Source organism: Oceanimonas sp. GK1 (assembly GCF_000243075.1).
Classification (GTDB): Bacteria; Pseudomonadota; Gammaproteobacteria; order Enterobacterales; family Aeromonadaceae; genus Oceanimonas.
On sequence record NC_016745.1, the window covers coordinates 2,886,426 to 2,907,915 of the forward strand.

General features: G+C 63.3%; 23 protein-coding genes. All 23 read right to left on the reverse strand.

What is annotated here, in order from left to right:
* Positions 1-58: 58 nt before the first annotated feature.
* A complete protein-coding gene (locus GU3_RS13625) occupies positions 59-463 on the reverse strand; it encodes a DUF2802 domain-containing protein (RefSeq protein ID WP_014293109.1) in 405 nt (134 codons plus the stop codon).
* Positions 463-951, reverse strand: a complete 489-nt coding sequence (locus GU3_RS13630; RefSeq protein ID WP_014293110.1) for a chemotaxis protein CheW — start codon at positions 949-951, stop codon at positions 463-465. Before GU3_RS13630 ends, GU3_RS13625 begins: the two co-directional genes overlap by 1 nt.
* A gap of 19 nt (positions 952-970) precedes the next feature.
* Positions 971-1,771 carry a chemotaxis protein CheW gene (locus tag GU3_RS13635; protein ID WP_014293111.1) on the reverse strand — a complete coding sequence of 267 codons (801 nt, stop codon included), beginning with the start codon at positions 1,769-1,771 and terminating at the stop codon, positions 971-973.
* The gene (locus tag GU3_RS13640) at positions 1,768-2,553 is read right to left on the reverse strand and encodes a ParA family protein (protein ID WP_041543236.1); all 786 of its coding nucleotides are present in this window, start codon (positions 2,551-2,553) and stop codon (positions 1,768-1,770) included. Before GU3_RS13640 ends, GU3_RS13635 begins: the two co-directional genes overlap by 4 nt.
* The gene (locus GU3_RS13645; protein ID WP_014293113.1) at positions 2,550-3,392 is read right to left on the reverse strand and encodes a flagellar motor protein MotB; all 843 of its coding nucleotides are present in this window, start codon (positions 3,390-3,392) and stop codon (positions 2,550-2,552) included. The genes GU3_RS13640 and GU3_RS13645 overlap by 4 nt, the downstream gene beginning before the upstream one ends.
* Entirely contained in the window at positions 3,389-4,132 is a 744-nt protein-coding gene (locus tag GU3_RS13650; protein WP_014293114.1) for a flagellar motor protein, read from the reverse strand. The genes GU3_RS13645 and GU3_RS13650 overlap by 4 nt, the downstream gene beginning before the upstream one ends.
* A 1-nt stretch (position 4,133) precedes the next feature.
* The gene (locus tag GU3_RS13655) at positions 4,134-5,273 is read right to left on the reverse strand and encodes a chemotaxis response regulator protein-glutamate methylesterase (RefSeq protein WP_014293115.1); all 1,140 of its coding nucleotides are present in this window, start codon (positions 5,271-5,273) and stop codon (positions 4,134-4,136) included.
* Positions 5,274-5,301: 28 nt separating this feature from the next.
* Entirely contained in the window at positions 5,302-7,323 is a 2,022-nt protein-coding gene (locus tag GU3_RS13660) for a chemotaxis protein CheA (RefSeq protein ID WP_014293116.1), read from the reverse strand.
* 9 nt (positions 7,324-7,332) lie between these two features.
* The gene (locus GU3_RS13665; RefSeq protein WP_014293117.1) at positions 7,333-8,094 is read right to left on the reverse strand and encodes a protein phosphatase CheZ; all 762 of its coding nucleotides are present in this window, start codon (positions 8,092-8,094) and stop codon (positions 7,333-7,335) included.
* 9 nt (positions 8,095-8,103) lie between these two features.
* Positions 8,104-8,487, reverse strand: coding sequence for a chemotaxis response regulator CheY (cheY, locus tag GU3_RS13670; protein WP_014293118.1), 384 nt, complete (start codon positions 8,485-8,487; stop codon positions 8,104-8,106).
* A 133-nt stretch (positions 8,488-8,620) separates the two neighbouring features.
* Positions 8,621-9,343, reverse strand: coding sequence for an RNA polymerase sigma factor FliA (locus GU3_RS13675; protein WP_014293119.1), 723 nt, complete (start codon positions 9,341-9,343; stop codon positions 8,621-8,623).
* Positions 9,330-10,169 (reverse strand): MinD/ParA family protein, encoded by an 840-nt coding sequence (locus GU3_RS13680; RefSeq protein WP_014293120.1) that lies wholly within the window; start codon positions 10,167-10,169, stop codon positions 9,330-9,332. The genes GU3_RS13675 and GU3_RS13680 overlap by 14 nt, the downstream gene beginning before the upstream one ends.
* A gap of 34 nt (positions 10,170-10,203) precedes the next feature.
* Entirely contained in the window at positions 10,204-11,565 is a 1,362-nt protein-coding gene (gene flhF / locus GU3_RS13685; protein WP_014293121.1) for a flagellar biosynthesis protein FlhF, read from the reverse strand.
* Between the two features lie 14 nt (positions 11,566-11,579).
* The gene (gene flhA / locus GU3_RS13690; RefSeq protein ID WP_014293122.1) at positions 11,580-13,679 is read right to left on the reverse strand and encodes a flagellar biosynthesis protein FlhA; all 2,100 of its coding nucleotides are present in this window, start codon (positions 13,677-13,679) and stop codon (positions 11,580-11,582) included.
* 131 nt (positions 13,680-13,810) lie between these two features.
* On the reverse strand, positions 13,811-14,944 hold the full coding sequence (gene flhB, locus GU3_RS13695; RefSeq protein ID WP_014293123.1) for a flagellar biosynthesis protein FlhB: 1,134 nt from the start codon (positions 14,942-14,944) through the stop codon (positions 13,811-13,813).
* Between the two features lies 1 nt (position 14,945).
* A complete protein-coding gene (gene fliR, locus GU3_RS13700) occupies positions 14,946-15,734 on the reverse strand; it encodes a flagellar biosynthetic protein FliR (protein ID WP_014293124.1) in 789 nt (262 codons plus the stop codon).
* A gap of 1 nt (position 15,735) precedes the next feature.
* Complete coding sequence (gene fliQ / locus GU3_RS13705) at positions 15,736-16,005, reverse strand: flagellar biosynthesis protein FliQ (protein ID WP_014293125.1); 270 nt, start codon at positions 16,003-16,005, stop codon at positions 15,736-15,738.
* Positions 16,005-16,754, reverse strand: a complete 750-nt coding sequence (gene fliP, locus GU3_RS13710; RefSeq protein WP_014293126.1) for a flagellar type III secretion system pore protein FliP — start codon at positions 16,752-16,754, stop codon at positions 16,005-16,007. Before fliP ends, fliQ begins: the two co-directional genes overlap by 1 nt.
* A 186-nt stretch (positions 16,755-16,940) precedes the next feature.
* Positions 16,941-17,243 carry a flagellar biosynthetic protein FliO gene (gene fliO / locus GU3_RS13715; RefSeq protein ID WP_014293127.1) on the reverse strand — a complete coding sequence of 101 codons (303 nt, stop codon included), beginning with the start codon at positions 17,241-17,243 and terminating at the stop codon, positions 16,941-16,943.
* Between the two features lie 209 nt (positions 17,244-17,452).
* Positions 17,453-17,848 carry a flagellar motor switch protein FliN gene (gene fliN, locus GU3_RS13720; RefSeq protein ID WP_014293128.1) on the reverse strand — a complete coding sequence of 132 codons (396 nt, stop codon included), beginning with the start codon at positions 17,846-17,848 and terminating at the stop codon, positions 17,453-17,455.
* Positions 17,848-18,903, reverse strand: coding sequence for a flagellar motor switch protein FliM (gene fliM, locus GU3_RS13725; RefSeq protein ID WP_014293129.1), 1,056 nt, complete (start codon positions 18,901-18,903; stop codon positions 17,848-17,850). Before fliM ends, fliN begins: the two co-directional genes overlap by 1 nt.
* A 7-nt stretch (positions 18,904-18,910) precedes the next feature.
* Positions 18,911-19,390 (reverse strand): flagellar basal body-associated FliL family protein, encoded by a 480-nt coding sequence (locus GU3_RS13730; RefSeq protein WP_014293130.1) that lies wholly within the window; start codon positions 19,388-19,390, stop codon positions 18,911-18,913.
* Positions 19,391-19,421: 31 nt separating this feature from the next.
* The gene (locus tag GU3_RS13735) at positions 19,422-21,383 is read right to left on the reverse strand and encodes a flagellar hook-length control protein FliK (protein WP_014293131.1); all 1,962 of its coding nucleotides are present in this window, start codon (positions 21,381-21,383) and stop codon (positions 19,422-19,424) included.
* Positions 21,384-21,490: the final 107 nt, after the last annotated feature.

The window sequence follows — 21,490 nt, forward strand, 5'->3', positions numbered from 1 at the left end:
GGTAAAGCAAGCGTCCTGGCGGACGCTAATGCAGGCTGGCAGCCTGCGCTCCCATCGGTTACCGCTGGCGGTGCAGCGACAGCAGCAGCTCGGCCTCGGCACGGGGCATGTCGCACTCGGCCATGATCTCCTCGATGTCCGCGCCCAGCTGCACCATGCGGGCGGCGCGGCTGTAGAGCTTGCTCTGGGGATCCTTGAGCGCCAGCTCCTGCTGTTGCTCGCGCAGGCTCAGCTGCTGGCGGCCCAGCTCGGTGAGCTTTTTGCCCAGACCGATGTTGGCCGCCTGCAGCTCTTCCAGCTGTTTGCGGTAGCTGTCCCGGCTGCGGGACAGTTCCCGCATCAGGGTGCTCATGGCCTCCAGCTTGCGCTGACTGCGGCGCCACATCATCCAGGCGAGCCCCATGGCGGCCATGGCCAATACCAGCGCCATCACCGCCAGGATCAGTGCGGTTTCACCGACCATCAGAGCTGGCTCAGCTCTTCCCACTCGTCGTCGGACAGCAGCTTGTCGAGATCCACCAGGATCAGCAACTCGTTTTCCCGGTTGCACACGCCCTGAATAAAGCGGGCACTTTCGCTGGTGCCCACATTGGGCGCGCTCTCGATCTCCGACGACTTGAGGTAAACCACCTCGGCCACACTGTCGACCAGAATGCCGATCACCTGCTTTTCCGCTTCGATGATCACAATGCGGGTGTTGTCACTGATCTCCGCCGGCATCAGACCAAAGCGCAGCCGGGTGTCGAGCACGGTCACCACGTTGCCACGCAGGTTGATAATGCCCAGCACATAGTCCGGGGCACCGGGTACCGGGGCGATATCACTGTAGCGCAGCACCTCCTGCACCTGCATCACATTGATGCCGTAGGTTTCGTTGTCGAGGCGAAAGGTCACCCACTGCAACACTTCGTCTTCAGCCAGATTTTCCGCCAGATTGCGATGATTGCTCATACACTCACCCTTATGTCTCTCAGACCCTATGTCCGTCGATATTTTTGCCCTGCTCCAGCAATGCAATCAATGCATCCACGTGCAGCAGGGCGCACATTTTTTCTTTTACCATGCCCGCCAGCCAGGGCCGGGAGCCGGGCGTGGTGCGCCACTTCACCTGCTCCCGGGTGAGCTGGACGGTGCCTTTCAGCTGATGGCAGGCCAGCCCCCAGTGGCTCTCCCCCAGGGTCACCACATACTGGTAGACCTCGTCCTGGGTATGGCCGGGCATGGCCCAGCGCGCCGTGTCCACCACGCTGAGCTGGCGTTCCCGTTCGGTCATGATGCCGGAAAACCAGGCCGGCTTGCCAAACAGGCTGGTCAGCTTCGATAGCTGATAAATGCCTCCCAGGTGGGTCAGCGGCACGGCAAAGGTCATGCCCGCCACTTCAAAGAACAGCGCCTGAAAACGCGGCTCGGTGTCCATGTTGCGCCAGGCCGGCGCGGGCGATACCGCCTCGGGCGTGACCGCCCTCGCCGCCACCGGCGTAACCTCGGGCTCAAAGGCAGGGGCGTCGGCCGGGATCGTCGGCGCGATCTTCAGCTCCGGCTCGGGAGCCCGGCTCGCCGGCGCGGCAGCGGCTTCCTCCTCCTTCAGCTCGGCCACCGTGGCCAGCAATGACTCCAGCGCCCGGCGACGGGCGTCTTCTTGCGGATCCGCATAGGCCAGGGCCGGCGGCTCGGGCCGTGCGGGCTCAGCCGCGACCTGGGGGGCCGGGCCGGCCTCTTCCAGCAGGGCGTCGAAGTAGTCGTCGAGGGCCGCAAACTGACGTTGATTCATAAGGGCTGTTCTCCTCCGTCGAGACGCCACAAATAGCGCAGCAGGGTCTGGTAGGCATACACGCCCCGGCTGCCCCTGGCAAAATAGGAGGGAGGCTCGTGGCGCAGGCTGGCGTCACGAAACTTGGTGTCCACCGGGATCACCGCCGGCCACACCCGCTCGCCGTACTGTTGTTTCAGGCTATCGAGGCTCTGCACCGAGGCCCGAGTGCGCTGATCATACATGGTCGGCACCACGGTGTAATTAAATCCGTCCTTGCGCGCCTTGTGCATCAGTTTAAAGGTGCTGACCATGCGCTCCAGCCCCTTCAGCGCCAGAAATTCGGTCTGCACCGGCACCAGGATGCGATCGCAGGCGGCCAGGGCGTTGACCATCATCACCCCCAGCACCGGCGGGCAGTCGATAATGGCCACATCGAAGTCGTCTTTCACCTGTGCCAGCAGGCGCTTGAGCACCAGCCCCATGCCTTCCCGGCTGCTGGAGGTACGCTCCAGGGTCGCCAGGGAAATGGATGCCGGCAGCAGAGTGATGCCCTCAAAACGGGTCGCCAGCGCCACTTCACCGAACTCGGCCCGTCCCGCCCCGGGGGCCTGGAACAGGTCAAACAGGGTGGCGGGCAGGGCATCGGAGTTGTAGTCCAGGTAGGCGGTCAGCGAGCCGTGGGGATCGGTGTCGATCAGCAGGACCCGCTTGTTGTGCTGTGCCAGCAGGCCGGCCAGGGCCACCACCGAGGTGGTCTTGCCCACGCCGCCTTTCTGATTTGCTACTGTCCAGACTATCACGGGTTCATCCTGTCGTTGGTAATGCGAATGCCGCCACCCGGCAGCTCATACACCTGTATGCCACCTTCGTTGCCGGCCGGCAGGGTGCGGACCGGGGCCGGCGCCTCGGGCGGTTGCCAGCGCCGGCTGGAGACCGCGATCTCCACCCGCCGGTTCAGGGCGCGCCCCGCCTCTCCCCGCCCGCGCTCGGCCGGACGATACTGCCCATAAGCTTCCAGCCCCAGCCGCTGGGACGCCACGCCCCCCGCGGCCAGCCGCTCCAGCACCACCCGGGCCCGCTCGGCAGAGAGCTGCCAGTCGGATACATACAGCTCGTTGCTCACCGCGATATTGTCGGCATAGCCGCGTATTTTCAGGTAATGGCTGTCCTGCACCAGCAGCGGCAGCAGGGCCGCAAACACCGCCTCGCTGTTGCCCCCGAGCAGGGCGCTGCCCTCGGCAAACAGCAGGCTGCCGTCCAGGGTCAGCACCAGCTCATCCTCTTGCTGCTCGACGCTGGCCAGTTGCCGCTCGGTCAACGGCGCCAGCCGTTCACCCAGGCCGACGGAGAGTTCATGCAGACGGTTGGCGGAGGCGTCCGCCGCCGGCTGCTCGCTCACCGGCAGTGCCGGCTGTCCCTGACGTTCCAGGGCGCCCTGGTGCTCAGGGCGGGCCCCCAGCTGGCCCAGCGCCTGCTGTACCCCTTCCACCACCGGCTGGCGCAGCTCGCTGCGGGAAGCATGCACCGCGTACAGCATCACAAACAGCGCAAAGGCCAGGGTCATGTAATCGGCGTAGGACACCAGCCAGCGTTCGGTATGCTGATCGCGGTGAACCGGCAGCAGGGAACGCCGTTTCATTGCCGGCCTCCCTGGTACTGGCTGAGCTGGCGGCTGACCGCCAGGCTGCCCTCGCCCCGGGCGATGGCCAGCAGGCCGATGGCGGTCAGCTCCCGGTAGCGCAGCTCCAGCCGGTAAATGGCCCGCAGCCGGTTGGCCAGGGGCAACAGCAGCAGGTTGGCCAGCCCCACGCCATACAGGGTGGCGACAAAGGCCACGGCAATGCCGCTGCCGAGGCGAGCGGGATCTTCCAGGTGCGACATGGCCTGAATAAGCCCCAGCACGGCGCCGATAATGCCGATGGTCGGGCTGTAGCCGCCCATGGCCTCAAATACCCGCGCCTCCAGCTCTTTTTGCTCTTCGATGCGCGCCAGCTCGTTGTCGAGCAGTTGCTCCATCATCGCCGGCTCGGTGCCGTCCACCAGCCAGTGCAGGCCCTGGCGGGTAAAAGTGTCGAGCTGATCCGAATGCAGCCGTCCTTCCAGCGCCAAAAAACCGCCCTGACGGGCCTCGTGAGACCAGCGCAACAGCCGTGCACTCTGCTCCTGAAAGGGCCAGGCCGGCTGCGCAAACAGCGCGCCCAGCGCGCCCAGGGCGGCACGGAACTGAAACCAGGGGGTCTGCAGCCACACTGCCCCCAGGCTGCCGCCCAGCACGATCAGCAGGGCCGGGCCGTCCAGCAGCACCGACAGTTCACCGCCGTGCCACCACTGGGCCAGGAGAATGCAGCCGAGGGCGAGCAGCAGGCCGGCCAGCGCCATCTCAGCCCGCCATTTCGTTGACGATGGCGTCGCCGATCAGCGGCAACGGCAGCGACTCGGTGGCAATGCCGGCTCGGGCCACCGCCTGGGGCATGCCGTAGACCACGCAGGTTTCCTCATCCTGGGCCCAGACACTGGCGCCCTGCTCCTTGAGCAGGCGGGCGCCATCGCGGCCATCGGCCCCCATGCCGGTGAGCACCACCGCCAGCACCTTGCCGCCATACACCTTGGCGGCGGAGGCAAAGGTAATGTCGACACAGGGCTTGTAGTTGACCTTGTCATTGCCGTCGAGAATGCGCAGCCGAGCCGCCCCGGGACGGCCTTCAAACATCATCTGCCGGCCGCCGGGCGCCAGGTAGGCGTGGCCCGGACGCAGCACGTCACCGTCTTCCGCTTCCTTCACCCGAATCTGGCACAGGCCGTCAAGGCGGGCGGCAAAGGCGGTGGTAAAGGTGCCCGGCATGTGCTGGATCAGCACGATGGGATGGGGAAAGTTGGCCGGCAGTTTGGTGAGCACCGCCTGCAGCGCCACCGGCCCCCCGGTGGAGGTGCCGATGGCCAGCAGCTGGTAGCTCTTGCCGCTGCGCCGGGGCAGGCTGCGCCGCTCGGTCGCGGCGGGCACCGCCGGCGCCGGCTCGGTCCGGTTGAACCGGCTCAGGGCCGGGGCCGGGCTGCGCGCCGGGGCGGGCCGGGACGACAACGACGACAGCACCGATGACGGACGCGGGCTCAGCGCCCCCGGACGACGGCGGGCAATGGCCCTTACCCGCTGCTGCAGTTGCTGAATGGCTTCTTCCTTGCTGCGGGCAATGTCTTCAAAGCGCTTGGGCAGAAAGTCCAGGGCGCCGGCCTCCAGCGCCTCCAGGGTGGCCCGGGCCCCTTCGTGGGTCAGGGAAGAAAACATCAGCACCGGCGTGGGCGTGGCCTTCATGATCTCGCGCACCGCGGTAATGCCGTCCATCACCGGCATTTCAATATCCATGGTGATCACGTCCGGTCGCAGCGTTTTCACCTTGTCGATGGCTTCTCTGCCGTTGGCGGCGGTGTCGATCACCTCAAGCTGGGGATCCTGCGCCAGGATCTCGCTGACCCGCCGGCGGAAAAAGCTGGAGTCGTCGACCACCAAAACCCGAATAGTCATTGTTATTGTCGTGCTCCCTGTTATGGCGTCAGATGTAGCGACGCGCATAGGCCTTGATCAGGCCGGCGATGTCGAGAATGAGGGCAATGCCGCCGTCACTGGTAATGGTGGCGCCGGCCATGCCGGGGGTGCCGTGCAGCAGCTGGTCGAGGGGCTTGATCACCACCTCTTCCTGGCCGATCAAGCCATCGACCACAAAACCCACCTGCTGGTTGCCGATCATCACAATCACCACATGGCCATGGGCCTTGCGATCGCGCTTGCCGCCGCGCAGCAGCCAGTCCTGCAGATAGAACAGGGGGATGGCCCGGTTGCGCACCACCACGGTGAGCTGGCCGTCCACCATGCTGGTCTTGGTCAGGTCCAGGTGGAAGATTTCGTTGACGTTGGTCAGCGGCAGGGCGAAGGTCTGCTGCCCCACCACCACCATCAGGGTAGGCAGAATGGCCAGGGTCAGGGGGACCTTGATCTGCAGTTTGGTGCCCCTGCCCTTTTCCGAGTCGATGACGATGGAGCCATTGACCGAGCTGATGCCGGTCTTGACCACGTCCATGCCCACGCCCCGGCCGGACACGTCAGTGATCTCCACCTTGGTGGAAAAACCGGGGGCAAAGATCAGGTTATAGGCCTCGTTGTCGCTCATGCGGGCGGCACCGTCGGCATCGAGAATGCCCCGCTTGATGGCGATGCTCTTGAGCTTTTCCGGATCCATGCCGGCGCCGTCATCCTCGATGCCCAGCAGAATATGGTCTCCTTCCTGGGACGCGGTCAGCCGGATCACGCCCTTGCGCGGCTTGCCGGCGGCTTCCCGCTCTTCCGGCAACTCAATGCCGTGGTCACAGGAGTTGCGCACCAGGTGCACCAGGGGATCGGCCAGGGCCTCGACCAGGTTCTTGTCGAGATCGGTCTCCTCCCCCACCATTTCCAGCTCGATTTCCTTTTTCATATTGCGGGCAATGTCGCGCACCACTCGGGGGAAACGGCCAAACACCTTTTTGATGGGCTGCATGCGGGTTTTCATCACCGCCCCCTGCAGATCCCCGGTCACCGCATCCAGGTTGGTCACCGCCTTGGTGATCTCTTCGTTCTCGTGACCGGACTGCAGGCTGAGCAGGCGGTTACGCACCAGCACCAGCTCGCCCACCATGTTCATGATGCTGTCGAGGGTTTTGGTATCCACCCGCACCGTGGTATCGGCGGGAGGCGGCTGGTGCGCCGCCGGCTTGGCGGCGGGCGGGGCGCTCGCCGGTGCGGGCTTGACGGCCGGTGCCGGTTTGGCCGCCGCGCTGGCCTCACTGGGCGCCGCCGTGACCGTGGGCCCCTTGCCGGCACCGTGCAGCTGATCGAGCAGGGCTTCAAATTCACTGTCGTCGATCAGCTCATCATGCTCCTTCCCGGCGGCCTTCGCCTCGGGCTCGGAGGGAGATCCGGCGGCGCTCTGGGGCACGCCACCGTGTTTGCCGGCACCGTGCAGCTGATCGAGCAGGGCTTCAAATTCGTCGTCGGTAATGTCGTCGCTGTCCCCTGCCGCCGGCTCACTCTCAAGCTCGCCCAGCATTTGCCGGTATTCCTGCTCGTTGAGAGACTCGATGGAATCAGGTTCGGCGGGCGTTCCGGCCACGGCGTCAACGGCCTGCACCGGCGGGGTTTCGTCTTCCCGCTCGGGCTGGCAGTAGAATCCCAGCTCCTCCAGCAGGGCCGGATCCGCGGGGGTGGGCTCCTGGCGGCTCTGAATTTCGGCGAACATAGCGTTAACCGTGTCCAGCGCCCGCAGGATCACGTCCATCAACTCGGAGGTGACGCGGCGCTGACCGGTACGCAAAATGTCGAACACGTTTTCCGCCTTGTGGCAGGTGTCTACCAGGGCGGTCAGCGACAAAAAGCCGGCACCGCCCTTGACGGTGTGAAAGCCGCGGAAAATGGCGTTGAGCAGGTCCTTGTCGTCGGGCTGACGCTCCAGGGTTACCAGTTGCTCCGACAGCTGCTCCAGGATTTCCGATGCTTCCACCAGAAAGTCCTGCAGAATATCCTCGTCTACCTCAAAGCCCATGCTTGCTCCTTAAAATCCCAGACTGGACAGCAGATCGTCCACTTCATCCTGATCCGAGACCACGTCATCACGCTGTTCCCTGTTGATGATGGGCCCCTCGGCCTCGGTGGCCTTGGCCGTGCTGCTGGCCGACGAGCCGCCGCGGTGGCCGCTATGCTGCTGATCTCCGGTCAGGCGGCCAAATACCGACAGAATGTCCACCAGCTTGGCTTCCACTTCCTGCACCAGCTTGATCACCCGGCGAATCACCTGGCCGGTCAGATCCTGGTAATCCTGGGCCATCAGGATCTCGGTCAGCAACTGGCGCAGCCGGTCGGCATCCTGCTCGGAATCCCGGAGAAAATCGTCGAGCTGGTAGCAAAGTTCCTTGAACTTGCCCAGCTCCAGCTGCCGCTGCATCAGTCCGCGCCAGCCCGGCATCACCTGCTGAATGCGATCATTCAGGCGGTCGGCAATGGGCAGGCTGGCTTCCACCGCATCCATGGTGCGGTTGGCCGCCTTGTCGGTCATGTCGATGACGTAATTCAGGCGCTCGCGGGCATCGGGAATATCGGTCTCGGCCAGCTCCGGCAGGCGGGGATCGTTGCGAAACTCCTGCAGCGCATCGTGCAGCTGACGGGTCAGCTGCCCTACCTGATCCAGCAGCGCATCGGCGTGAGGCATGCAGACGTCGGTCATAAAGCGATCGGCCCCGGCCTGATCTCCCCGCTCCAGCAGGGCCACCAGTTCACGGGCCTGTTCCAGACTGATCAGTCCTTGTGGTTGTGTCATGTGAGACCCTTATCCGATGCGCTCGAAAACCTTCTCGAGTTTTTCCTTGAGGGTGCCGGCGGTAAACGGCTTGACCACATAGCCGTTCACCCCCGCCTGGGCGGCGGTGATGATCTGCTCGCGTTTGGCTTCGGCGGTGACCATCAGCACCGGCAGGTGCTTGAGCTTGTCGTCGGCGCGAATGGCCTTGAGCAGGTCAATGCCCTGCATGCCCGGCATGTTCCAGTCGGTCACCACAAAATCGAAATCACCGTTCTTGAGCATGGGCAGGGCCGTCAGTCCGTCGTCCGCCTCGTGCGTGTTGTTAAAGCCCAGATCTCTGAGCAGATTTTTTATAATCCTGCGCATGGTGGAAAAATCATCCACGATGAGGATTTTCATGTTCTTGTCCAACCCATTCCTCCCGTTCCGCTGAACCAACAGCCGCTGAACACGATAAGAGATACCCACTGTTAACTAGTCGGCAGAAACGCCGGCTTCTTGAGCGAGAATATGTCGTTTATGTAACTTAACTTGTTGTCGCAAATCAAATTTGCCAGTCTTTCAGGCGAGATTTCAGCCGTAGCATGGCCTGGCTGTGGATCTGACTCACCCGAGACTCCGATACCTCCAGGATCTGACCGATTTCCCGCAGGTTGAGCTCTTCGTCGTAATAGAGCGACAGCACCAGGGCTTCCCGCTCCGGCAGCTTGCGAATGCCCTCGGCCAGGGCGCGCTGAAAACGGTCCCTGGCCATGCCCTCAAAGGGGCTGCCGGCGTGGGCCGAGGGAGCGGCCTGGTACTCCACTCCCTGCTCGAACTCGTCCATTTCCAGCAGCTTGCCGTGGTTCACGTCCGTCAGCATGGCATGGTACTGGCTAAGGGAGACGCCGAGCTCGTCGGCGATTTCCCGGTCCTGCGCCGGGCGCCCTTCCCGGCGCTGAATGCTGTGCATGGCCTCGGCAATTTGCCGGCCATTGCGGTGCACCGAGCGCGGTACCCAGTCGCCCCGGCGAATTTCGTCGAGCATGGCGCCGCGAATGCGAATGCCGGCAAAGGTTTCGAAACTCGCCCCCTTGGAGGCATCGAAATTTTTCGCCGCTTCCAGCAGTCCCACCATGCCCGACTGGATCAGATCGTCCAGCAAGACGCTGTCGGGCAGGCGCGCCAGCAGGTGCTGGGCAATGCGCCGCACCAGGGCGGCGTGGCGCTCCACCAGCCCCTGGGTATGGTGCCGGGCGTAGGCCTGCGCCTTGCTACTGCCGAACATCCTGCTCTGCGACCGGCTTGGCCAGCAGCCTCTCAACGAAGAATTGCAGGTGCCCTTCCGCCCGGTGGGGCGTGGGCCAGTTCATGGCCTTGGCGGCCAGGGCGCGGATGGCCATGGCCGAGGGCGACTTGGGATACTGGTTCACCACCAGGCTCTGGCGGCGCACCGCCATGCGCAGATTGCCATCAAAGGGTATGCAGGCCACCAGTTCCAGGGAGGCATCGAGGAACTTGTCGGTCACCCGGGTGAGCTTGGCGAACAGCTCCATGCCTTCCCGCTGGCTGCGTACCATGTTGGCCACTATCTTGAAGCGGAACACGCCATGCTCCCGGGACAGCAACTTGATCAGGGCATAGGCGTCGGTGATCGAGGTGGGCTCGTCGCACACCACCACCAGCACCTCCTGGGACGCCCGGGAAAAGCTCAGCACCATGTCGGAAATGCCGGCGGCGGTGTCCACCAGCAACACATCCACCGGGGTGCGCATTTCGCTGAAGGCGCGGATCAGGCTGACGTGCTCCAGGGGCGACAGCTCGGTCATCGACTGGTTGCCGGAGGTGGCGGGAATGATGCGAATGCCCTGCGGCCCCTCCACCATCACCTCGTCCAGGGTGCACTCGCCCCGCAGCACGTGAGACAGGTTATGGCGCACGCGAATGCCGAGCAGCACGTCCACGTTGGCCAGCCCCAGATCCGCATCCAGCACCATCACCCGCTTGCCCTGGGCCGCCATGGCCGAGGCCATGTTGAGGGTGATGTTGGTCTTGCCCACCCCGCCCTTGCCGCCGGTGACAGCGATCACCTGCACTCTGTTCATTTTTTGCATAAGCCGCAGTCCGCTTGCCTGGTCCTGAAACCAATTATTCATAAAAACGCGCATCCTCATGATCGGCATCGGAAGCTTCCCAGTAATAAGGCTCTTCCCGCTGCTGCTCTACCGTGCCCAGGGCCTGGCGTACCAGCTCGTCGGCCCGGGCCAGGCGCAGGTCTTCCGGCACCCGCTGGCCGTCGGTGACATAACTGATGGGCAGGCTGTTCTGAATGCTGATGTCGAGCACATCCCCCAGCGACAGGCTCTCGTCGAGCTTGGTCAGAATGCAGCCGGCCAAGGGAATGCGGCGAAAGTGCTCCACCGCTTCCTGCAGCACACGGCGCTGGGCGGTGGACGGCAGCACCAGGTAATTGCGAATGCGGATCTGGCGATCCCCCACCAGGTTGTCGAGCTGCTCGTTGAGGCGCATGTCCCGCTGGCCCATGCCGGCAGTGTCAATCAGCACCAATCGGCGGTGGCGCAGCTGATACAGGGCCTGAGCCAGCTCCTGGTAGGTACGCGCCTGCTTCACCGCCACCCCCATGATGCGGCCGTAAGTCTGCAACTGCTCGTGGGCACCGATGCGGTAATGATCCGTGGTGATCAGCGCCAGCTGGTCGGCGCCGTAACGGGCGGCGAAGCGGGCCGCCAGCTTGGCGATGGTGGTGGTTTTACCCACGCCGGTGGGTCCAAGCAGCGCCACGGCCCCCCCCTGGCGCATGATTTCGTCTTCCCCGGTCACCAGCAGCTCGTTCAGGGAGGCTTCAATCTGGGCCCAGGCCTCGTGAGGTGCGGCCCGCTCGTGCACCCGCATGGCCAGCATGTCGGCAAAGCCGTCGCTGAAGCCCAGCTGGTTGAGCTGCTTGATCACCATGGCCCGCACCGGCTCGCGCCGCTCCACTTCCTGCCACATCAGCCCCGACACCTGGTGCTCCAGCAGCCGGCGAATGCTGGCAATTTCCTGACGCATGGCGTTGAGCTCTTTGTCCTTGGCGTTTTCCTTCTGCCGCCCGGCGCTTTTGCCGCCACCGGCAAACAGGGGTGCCGGCTGGCTCAGCACCGGTTCACGACGCGCTTCTGGCTGCCCCCAGTCCACCTGCTCGGCCAGGGTTTTGGGGGAAGGGTCCGTTTTGCCGCGGCTCAGCAGCGCCTGCAGCGAATCCGTCTGCTGCGCCTGGCTCAGGGGCGGAACAAATTGACGGGCCTGCGACGAGATTCTGACATTGTCGTCACTCAGAGCCCGTGAGGCGGTCTCGACCGGCGCACTGTCGTCGTCGTCCACGGCGGCCACGATTTCGATGCCCCCGGAGACCTTCTTGTTGGACATGATCACCGCGTCTGCACCGAGCACTTCTTTTACCTCGGCCAGGGCCGTTCTCATGTCCTTGGCGAAAAACCGTTTAATTTTCATTCAATCCTCTCCCGCTACTGCTGCCCAACCGACGCCACGATGCGGATTTGGCGATCATCCGGCACTTCCTGGTAAGACAGTACCCGCAGACTGGGAATGGTATGTTTCACAAAGCGCGCCAGGGTGGTACGCAACATGCCCGAGGTCAGCAATATCGCCGGCTGCCCCTCCAGCTCCTGATTGGCGGCGGCCTGGGTCAGGGACTGCTGCATGCGTTCCGCCAGACCCGGCTCTATGCCGCTGCCTTGAGCGCCACCGGCCTGCAAAGAGTTCTGCAAAATCTGTTCCAGTTCTGGCGCCAGGGTAATAACCGGTAGCTCGCGCTCGGTGCCGGCAATTTCCTGCACCAGGAAACGACGCAGGGCAATACGGCAGGCGGCGGTGAGTACCTCCGGATCCTGGCTCTTGGGCGCGTACTCGGTGAGGGTCTGCAAAATGGTGCGCGTGTCTCGAATGGAGACGCCCTCGTTCAGCAGGCTCTGCAGTACCTTGGTGACCAGGGCCAGACTCAGGGTATTGGGCACCAGCCCCTCCACCAGCTTGGGCTGGCTGCGGCCCACCTGATCGATCAGGTTCTGTACCTCTTCATGACCCAGCAGCTGGGAGGCATTGTTGGTCAGCAGCTGGCTTAAGTGAGTGGCCACCACGGTGGCGGCATCCACCACCGTGTAACCCAGGCTCTGGGCATGCTCTATCTGATCCCGGCCAATCCAGGTGGCTTCCAGGCCAAAGGCCGGATCCCGGGTGTCGATGCCCGACACCGGGCCGAACACCTGGCCCGGATTGATGGCCAGTTCCCGTTCGGGGTAGATATCGGCCAGCCCGGAGCTGACCCCCATCAGGGTGATCTGGTACTGGTTGGGCCCGAGCTCCAGGTTGTCGCGAATGTGCACCGCAGGAATCAAAAAACCCAGCTCCTGAGAGAGCTTCTTGCGCACCCCCTTGATGCGGCTGAGCAGCTCGCCCCCCTGGGACACGTCCACCAGGCTGATCAGGCGGTAGCCCACTTCCAGCCCAATGGTGTCCACCTGACTGACGTCGTCCCAGCTCAGCTCCCGGCTTTCGTTGCCGGCCACCGCCGGCGGCTGGGCGGCGGCGTCCTGTTGCTGTTGCTGGCGTTCGTCCTGGCGTTTGTGCATCCACCAGGCGCCGGCGGCAGACAGCCCTCCCAGCAGCAAAAAGGCAAAATGGGGCATGCCCGGCACCAGCCCCATGGCGATCAGAATGCCGGCGGCAATGGTCAGGGAGCGCGGGTTGTCAAAAAGCTGACCCAGCATGGCCTGGCCCATGTCTTCCCGAGTGTTTTGCCGCGTCACGATAATGGCGGCGGCAATGGACAACAGCAAGGACGGGATTTGCGCCACCAGGCCGTCACCGATGGTGAGCAGGGTATAAACCCGGGCCGCGTCGCCAAAGCTCAGCTCATGCTGGGCCATGCCGATGATGAAGCCCCCGATGATGTTGATAAAGAGGATCATGATGCCGGCGATGGCATCGCCCTTGACGAACTTGGAGGCACCGTCCATGGAGCCGTAGAAGTCCGCTTCCCGGGTCACTTCATCCCGGCGGGTGCGGGCTTCATCCTGATTAATCAGGCCGGCGTTGAGATCGGCGTCGATGGCCATCTGCTTGCCGGGCATGGCGTCCAGGGTAAAGCGGGCGCTCACTTCCGAAATACGGCCGGCGCCCTTGGTGACCACCACGAAGTTGATGATCATCAAAATCAGAAACACGATAAGACCGACCGCGTAGTTGCCGCCGATCACCACAGAGCCAAAGGCCTCGATCACGTTACCGGCGGCGTTGCCCCCTTCATGGCCTTCCAGCAGCACCACCCGGGTGGAGGCCACGTTGAGCGCCAGCCTGAGCAGGGTGGCCACCAGCAGCACGGTGGGAAAGGCGGCAAAGTCCAGCGGCCGCTGGGTATATACCGCCACCAGCAGCACCACCAGGGCCAGGGAGATATTGAAGGAAAACAGCACGTCCAGTATCAGTGCCGGAATGGGCAGCACCACCATGGCCAGTGCCGCCAGCACCAGCAGCGGCGTGCCTATGCCCTTGTTGACCCACCGGGACCACTGTTTCGCCTGAGAAAGCCTCGCCCTTAACTCCATGACACTCGCTGAACCTCAACAATCATGGGGGGGACAATGCAAGAAGTGAGCCAATCGTTTTGAGGATTGGGGATTGGGGATTGGGAGAATTCTAGTCCCTACTCCCCAGTCCCTAATCCCTTTAAGTAAACCTACACCCGGTATTCATCCGGTATGGGCAGGTCGTCCTTCAGCGGCACCGGCTTGTTGCCCTGGCCCTTGCGCCAGGCGTTCAGCTGGAACACATAGGCCAGCACCTGGGCCACCGCCACAAACAGACCGTCGGGAATTTCCCGCTCCAGCTTGGTGGAGAAGTACACCGCCCGGGCCAGGGCCGGAGAAGAGATCACCGGCACTTGGTACTCCCGGGCGATTTCCCGAATCTTGAGGGCAATTTCGTCCAGTCCCTTGGCCACCACCACGGGGGCGGCGCCGGGTTTGTCCTTGTCGTAACACAGGGCCACCGAGAAGTGGGTCGGGTTCACCACCACCACATCGGCGGTGGGCACCTCGGCCATCATGCGCCGGTTGGCCATTTCCTGTTGCAGGCGGCGAATGCGGCTTTTCACCTCGGGCTTGCCCTCGGTGTTCTTGTATTCGTCCTTGATCTCCTGCAGCGTCATCTTCAGCTGACGGGTGTGGTTCCACACCTGAAAGGGCACGTCGATGGCCACGATGGGCAACAGAGCCAGGCACAGCCCCAGCCCCATCCACAGCAGCAGCTCCAGGGCGTCCTTCATGGCCAGGTTCAGGGTCTCATTGCTCAGGCGCAGAATATGGTCGAACTGGCCCCACAACAGCCAGATGGCAATGGTGGCGATAAACACCACCTTGGCGATAGACTTCAGCAGTTCCACCAGTGCCTGCACGCCAAACATCCGCTTGAGGCCCTTCATCGGGCTCATGCGACTGAATTTTGGCATCATCGCCTGGGTACTGAAGTTAAAGCCGCCGAGCAGGCAGTTGCCCACCAGGGCCGCCACCAGTACCACCGCAAACAGCCCCAATAGCGGCCAAATCAGGCCGCCGATGGCTTCGGCCAGCGCCGGCATCATGGCGGCGGGGTCAAAAATGGCTTCCCGCTCCAGCCGGAAACTCTGCTCAAACACCGTGGACAGGGCCGCACCCAGTGAATCCCCCAGCATCAGCAGGGCGGCGGTGGCACTGAGCAGCACCGCCGCCGTGCCCAGTTCCTTGGAGCGGGGGATCTGGCCTTTTTCCCGGGCCTGACGAAGTCGCTGCTCCGTGGGCTGTTCTGTTCTTTCCTGACCGTCCGACTCTGCCATGTCAGCCTCCTTCGCAGGTCAGTCTGAGGCTGTCGCACATCACCTGTTGCAGGCGCAGCCACTGGTTGACAAAGTGATCCATAAAGCCGCCCAGGGTCAGCCACATGATAAAGAGGCCACACACCATGCTGATGGCAAAGCCCACGCTGAAGATATTGAGCTGGGGAGCGGCCCGGGTCATCACGCCGAAGCTGAAGTTGATCAACAGCATGGCGACGATGGCCGACAGCGACATGGCCACCGCCGCCTGAAACAGCAGGGTCAGCAGGCCGGCAAGGTTCTGCCAGTCTCCTACGGTAAAGCCGCTGGCCGCCACCGGCACCGAGGTAAAGCTGAGCACGATGGCTTCGATCATCACCAGATGACCGTCGAGGCCGAGAAACAACAGGGTGCCCAGCATCAGATACAGTTGGCCCACCACCGGCGCCGACTGGCCGTTGAGCGGATCCACCATGGAGGCAAAGCCCAGACTGGTCTGCATGGCGATGATCTGGCCGGCGGTGACAAAGGTTTGCAGCAAAAACTGGGACAGCAGGCCAATCACGGCGCCGATCAGCACCTGCTGAACGGTGATCAGAAAGCCCTGCACCGAGAACAATTCCACCGCCGGCATGGCCGGCAGTACCGGCGCCACCGCAATGGTAATGGCCACCGCCAGCAACAGCCGAGTATAGACCGGCGTAAGATTGGCGCCAAACATCACCATGGTCATCATCAGACCGGCAATGCGGAACAGGGGCCAGAGGTAGGACGCCAGCCATTGCATCAGCTCGGCGGTGGTGTAGTTCACCCTAACCCACCACCTGCGGAATCAGCTCCATCAGCTCGTAAAAATAATCTATCAGCATGCCAAAGCCCCAGTGGGCCCCCACGGCCAGGGCTCCCAGGGTCACCAGCAGGCGGGGCAGAAAGCTCAGGGTCTGCTCGTTGATGGAAGTGGCCGCCTGAAAGATGGACACCAGCAGGCCCACCGCCAAGCTCGGAAAAATCACCGCCGACACCAGCACCGTCACCAACCAGAGGGCGCTGCGAAACAGGTCGACAAAGGTTTCCGGGCTCATTAGCTTGCTCCCAGTCCGAAGCTGGTGGCCAGCGTGCCCATGATCAGGTTCCAGCCATCCACCAGCACAAACAGCATCAGCTTGAAGGGCAGGGAAATCAGCATGGGCGACAGCATCATCATGCCCATGGCCATCAGTATGCTGGCCACCACCAGATCGATCACCAGAAACGGCAGAAACAGCATAAAGCCGATTTGAAAAGCGGTTTTCAGCTCGCTGGTCACAAAGGCCGGGATCAGCACCCTGAGCGGCACCTCGGCCTCGCTGTCCACCTGCACATTGGCAATATTAAGAAAGGTGTCGAGATCTTTGACCCGGGTCTGGGCCAGCATAAAGTCGCGAATGGGCAGCTCAGCCCGGGCCAGGGCCTCCCTGGAGCCGATTTCTTCCGCCAGGTAGGGCTGCAGCGCCTCAGCGTTCACCCGGTCCAGTACCGGCGCCATGATAAAAAACGACAGGAACAGGCTGATGCCGATCAGCACCTGGTTGGACGGGCTCTGCTGCAGGCCCAGGGCCTGCCGCAGAATGGACAGCACCACAATAATGCGGGTAAAGGAGGTCATCATGATGACCACCGCCGGCAGGAACGACAGCGCCGTCATCAGCGCCAGCACCTGCAGGGTGAGGCTGTATTCCTGGCTGCCGTCCGGGTTGGTGGTGACCGTCACCGCCGACATGCCCTGTTGGGCGAAAGCCGGACTAGCCAGCAGCAGCAGCAACAGCGGTAATAGGCAACGAACTCGGCTCACCCGTTATTCCTTTTCATATAAATTTGCTCCAACCTGTGCGGCAGATACCATTTTGGTAGCGCCTGAGGCGCTAAGGCAGGCTGGCAGCCTGCGCTCCACCGAAGCGTGTCGTCCTGGAGCGCGGGCTGCCAGCCCGCATATTGCCGCTGAAGCGGCAACCTAGTCCCGACTGCGGAAAATACCCGCTTATTTTTTGCCCTCGGGCATGTCCAATGGCTGCTCCAGCTTGCCCAGACGATTGATATTCTGAGGGGTGATGCCCAGCAGCCACTGTTCCTCGCCCACCTGCACCACCACCAGTTTTTCCTTGTGGCCGAGCGCCAGGCTGGTGACCACCCGCAATTGCCGGTTGCCGCCCAATGCCGGCAGTTTCAGCCGACGCAGACCCCAGCCCAGAGCCAGCAGCAGACCAATCACCAGGGCCGACGACAGCGCCCAGGACCCCCACTGGATCTCCGGGCCGCCCTGAGCGTAAACGGGGGACGTCACTATTAAACAAAACAGGGTAGCTGCCGCTTTAGCCGGCAGGGCCTGTGCAACAGGCCTTGAATCCCCAGCCGCTTGCCGGTTTGCGCCGGCTAAAGCGGCGCCTACAACAGGCCGTGAAGACTCAGCCGTTTGCGGACTTGCTCCAGCTAAAGCGGCGCCTACCGCAGGCAATAAATGCCGACATGCATTCATGATGAAACCGGCGGATATCATCTGAGCTTTTTGATCCGTTCGGTCTGGCTGATCACGTCGGTCAGGCGAATGCCAAACTTGTCGTTCACCACCACCACCTCGCCGTGGGCGATCAGGGTACCGTTGACCATCACGTCCAGGGGCTCGCCGGCCAGCCGGTCCAGCTCCACCACGGATCCCTGGTTCAGCTGCAGCAGGTTGCGAATGCTGATCTGGCTCTTGCCCACTTCCATGGAAATGGTGACCGGAATATCCAGTATGGTGTCGAGCTTGCGCCGCTCCTCCTGGGTGATGGGGGTCTGGCCGTCGGCACTGAAGTCGTCCAGCTCCGCGGGCTTGACGCCCCCCTCCTGCTCCGCCATGGCATCGCCCCAAATATCATCCAGCTCGCTTTGATCGTTCTGCTCGCTCATTATGCGTCCTCAATGGTTCTTTCCAGTTCTTCCAGCTCGGCTTCGCCATCAATGCGCACGCCGCGGCGGGTCACTTCATGCAGTTCGGTTTTCACGGTTTCCGGCCGCTTGATTTTTTCGGTAATGCGAATGGCCATTTTTTCCTGAGTGCGCCCCAGCTGGGCTCTGAATGTGGGCAGCTCCTCCACCGACACCAGCAGATGCTCGGGCATTTCGACGGGAATAATATCCCCGGCCTGCCATTCCATGATGTCCCCCAGGGTGACCTGCTTTTCCAGCAGCCGGGTGGTCATTTCCACTTCCACGTCGAGAATTTCGTCCCGCAGGGCCTTGCCCCAGCGCAGATCGTTCTCGCCCTTGTCGCTCTGCACCCCGGCGTCCAGCAGCTCACGAATGGGCTCCAGCATGCCGTAAGGCAGGGTGACGTGAAAGTCGCCGCCACCGCCGTCGAGATCGATATGAAAGGAGCTCACCACCACCACCTCGGTGGGGCTGACGATGTTGGCCATGGTGGGGTTGACCTCGGAGTCCAGGTATTCAAACTCCACGTCCATCACCGGCGCCCAGGCTTCCTTGTAATCCTCAAACACCAGTTTCAGCAGCAGCTGGATCACCCGGCGCTCGGTGGGGGTGAACTCCCGCCCTTCAATCTTGGCGTGGCGGCCGTCGCCGCCAAAAAAGTTGTCCACCAGAATAAACACCAGCCGGGCTTCCATGGTCACCAGGCCAATGCCCTTGAGCGGACGAAAACGCACCATGTTGAGACTGGTGGGCAAAAACAGCGAATGCACGTATTCGCCGTACTTGATCACCTGCACGCCATTGATGGACACCTCGGCGGTGCGGCGCATCATGTTGAACAGGCTAATGCGCATATGACGGGCAAAGCGCTCGTTCACCATCTCCAGGGTCGGCATGCGCCCCCGGACAATGCGATCCTGGGACGAGAAGTCAAAGGAGGCTACCCCCCCTTCCGACTTGGCTTCCTCTTCCTTGACATCGTCCACCCCGTGCAGCAGGGCATCGATTTCATCCTGGGATAACAGATCGCTCACAACTCACCTATTGCATCACTATGCTGGTAAACAACACTTTTTCGAACAGCCGCTTTTCCAGCACCTCGGCGGTGGCATGGTTCAGCTCGTTCAGGGCTTCCTGGCGCAACGCCTTTTTATTGGCGGCAGTCAGGTAATTGTCGGCACTCTGGCGGCTGAACACCTCCAGCAGGGTGCTCTCCAGCAGGGGCAGGTGCAGCTTGGCCAAGGCTTCGTTCGACTCACCCCTTACCATCAGCTGGGCTTCTATCTGCACCAGCCGGTCTCGGGTGCCGCCGGGCACGCTGAAAATAAAGGGCTGAGACAGGCTGACGTAAATGGCCCGGTTGCTGGTGTCTTCCGGCCCGGCGTTTTGGGCCGGCTCGGCCGGGCTCATCAGCCACCAGGCCGCACCGCCACCGGCGCCGGCCAGCCCCACCAGCAGCAATATCCAGACCAGTTTGCGTTTGTACCATGCCACCCTGGGAATGGTGAGATTCTCTGCCATGGCGTGTCCTTAAAGGTTTGGCCCGTTATATTCAGGCAAAAAAGTCGATGCGGCCATCACTGGCAGACGAGCCCGCAGAATAAGTGCCGTAGGCCGGCTCGCCTTCACCGGCATCCGCTTCAAACGGGGAAGAATTATGCCCATTTTCCCGGCCCGTTGCACCCTGTCCCGAGGCGCCGTTCTGGGCCGAGCCCTGCTGGCTGGCAAAGCCGCCCACCTGGCCCTGGCCCAGCTGAATGCCCTGCTGGCTGAGCAGATCCCGCAGCCGCGGCATGGCCTGCTCCAGCATGTCCCGGGCCTGGGTGTGCTGGGCCTGAATCTGCAGGCTGACCTCGCCCTGCTCAAATTTAAGCTGAATGCGCATGCCTCCCAGCTCGGAAGGATTGAGGCGAATATCCGCCTCCTGCAGGTCCTGGTTCACCATCACCTGCACCTGCTGGCTGAGCTGGCGGGCATTCTGCTCCGGCGCCCCCTGGTGCAGGTTAAGCTGCCGCTCCCCCTGGGGCTGAGGCGCCCGCTCGGCCGCGGTGGCACCGGCTTCGCGACCAGCGGTCACCGCCGCCAACGGCTGTTGCCCGTCCGGTGTCACCGGCGGCTGGCCGCTGGCGTCACGGGTCACACTGCCCTGAGTCTGGGTCATGGCATCGCTCAGCTGCTCGGTGCGGGAAGCATTATCTTCAGGCTCCGCCGACTCGTCTTTCGCCTCGGCGGCGTTATCCATCACCGGCAGGTCGGTATCGGGAGAATCGGTGTTGCTCACCAAGGCCTGCTCGGTGGCCATGCCGGACTGCTGGGCCTGTTGCCAGCGGCGGCCATGCTCAATCTGGGCCAGCCACTCCGGGGTGGCCGGCTGGCGCTGGCTGTCCTGGCGAGTGATAGCGGCATCCTGTCTGGGCTGAGCGGCCTGCACATCACCCTCGGCGGCCGATGGGTCATCAGGCACCGGGGCGGAAGACACCGAGCGGACGGAGGAAGACTCGGCCACCGCGCCTTGGAAGGATGCCCCGGTCTGACGGGGATTGATGCTGTCCGCCGGGCGTTCACCGGCCGGTTTGCCCTCGATAGCCTCCTCTCCGCCAGCGGCGGGCAGGGTTTGCTCACCGGTTGGGAGCCCCGCCGCTTTTTCAGAAACCTGGGGGGTCACCGGCGCGCGTTCGGCTCCGCTGACCGGCGACATGGTGAGGGTGGAAAGGGATATTCCCGCGGCCCGGCCCGCGTTGTTTGATTCAAGTTTGTCTGACTCAGGCTTGCCGGCATCGGGCTTGCCGGGCACCGGTGGTGCCTCGGTCTGGTCGGCAGAAGACGACGGCGCGGCCACGCCCCGGCTCGGCGTGTGTGCCACGGGGCTTTCCTGCGCCACACCCTCAACCACCGTTTTCCCCTCACCGGACGACGCTTTCCCATCGGCGGCCGGCGGCGTCTCAGGCTGGGCCGCGGACATTAAGGGCTTTTGCAACGCATTGCCGCCCTCGGTGGCGGCAGCCGGTGGCTTGCTGGCCGGCTGCCCGGCAGCCTCCTGGACACCGGACACGGGGTTACCCTGCCGGGACAGGGAGGGCTCGTTTTCCGGCGGCTCACTGAGAGTATTTGCCGCCTCCGGCAGCGCCTTGCCGCCCGGCACCACTACCGGCACTACCACCGGCACAACGGCGTCATCGGGCAAAGCGGCGCCGGTGTCAGCTAGCTGCTCCCCGGCGTCAGGCTCACTCTGCGGCTGGTCGGCATCGGTCTTTGAAAGGGGGGCCGTTGACGGCGTCTCGGCACCGGAGTCAGCCTGGGCAGAAGGCTCAACCCCGGCAGGTTCGGCGTTGCCGCCGTCGGCGGGCGCTGCCGCGGCAAGGGTGCCGGCGGACTTTTCCGCGCCGGTGTCGGCCTCGGTGGCGGCCTGCGCCAGCAGCTCGGCAAAGCCGGAGGACTTTGCCGCGTCGCCCACCGGCGAAACGGCCCTTGCTGAACCCATGCCGCCGGACAGGGCGGGAATGACTGTGGTCATGCTGATCCCTTGATTGTCGCTGTGGCCACCGTGGCCCGAATGCTGGTCAACTGCCAGAGCAGGTGATGAAAGCAAGTTATGTACCAACTTTGCGGTTTCCTGCCCCC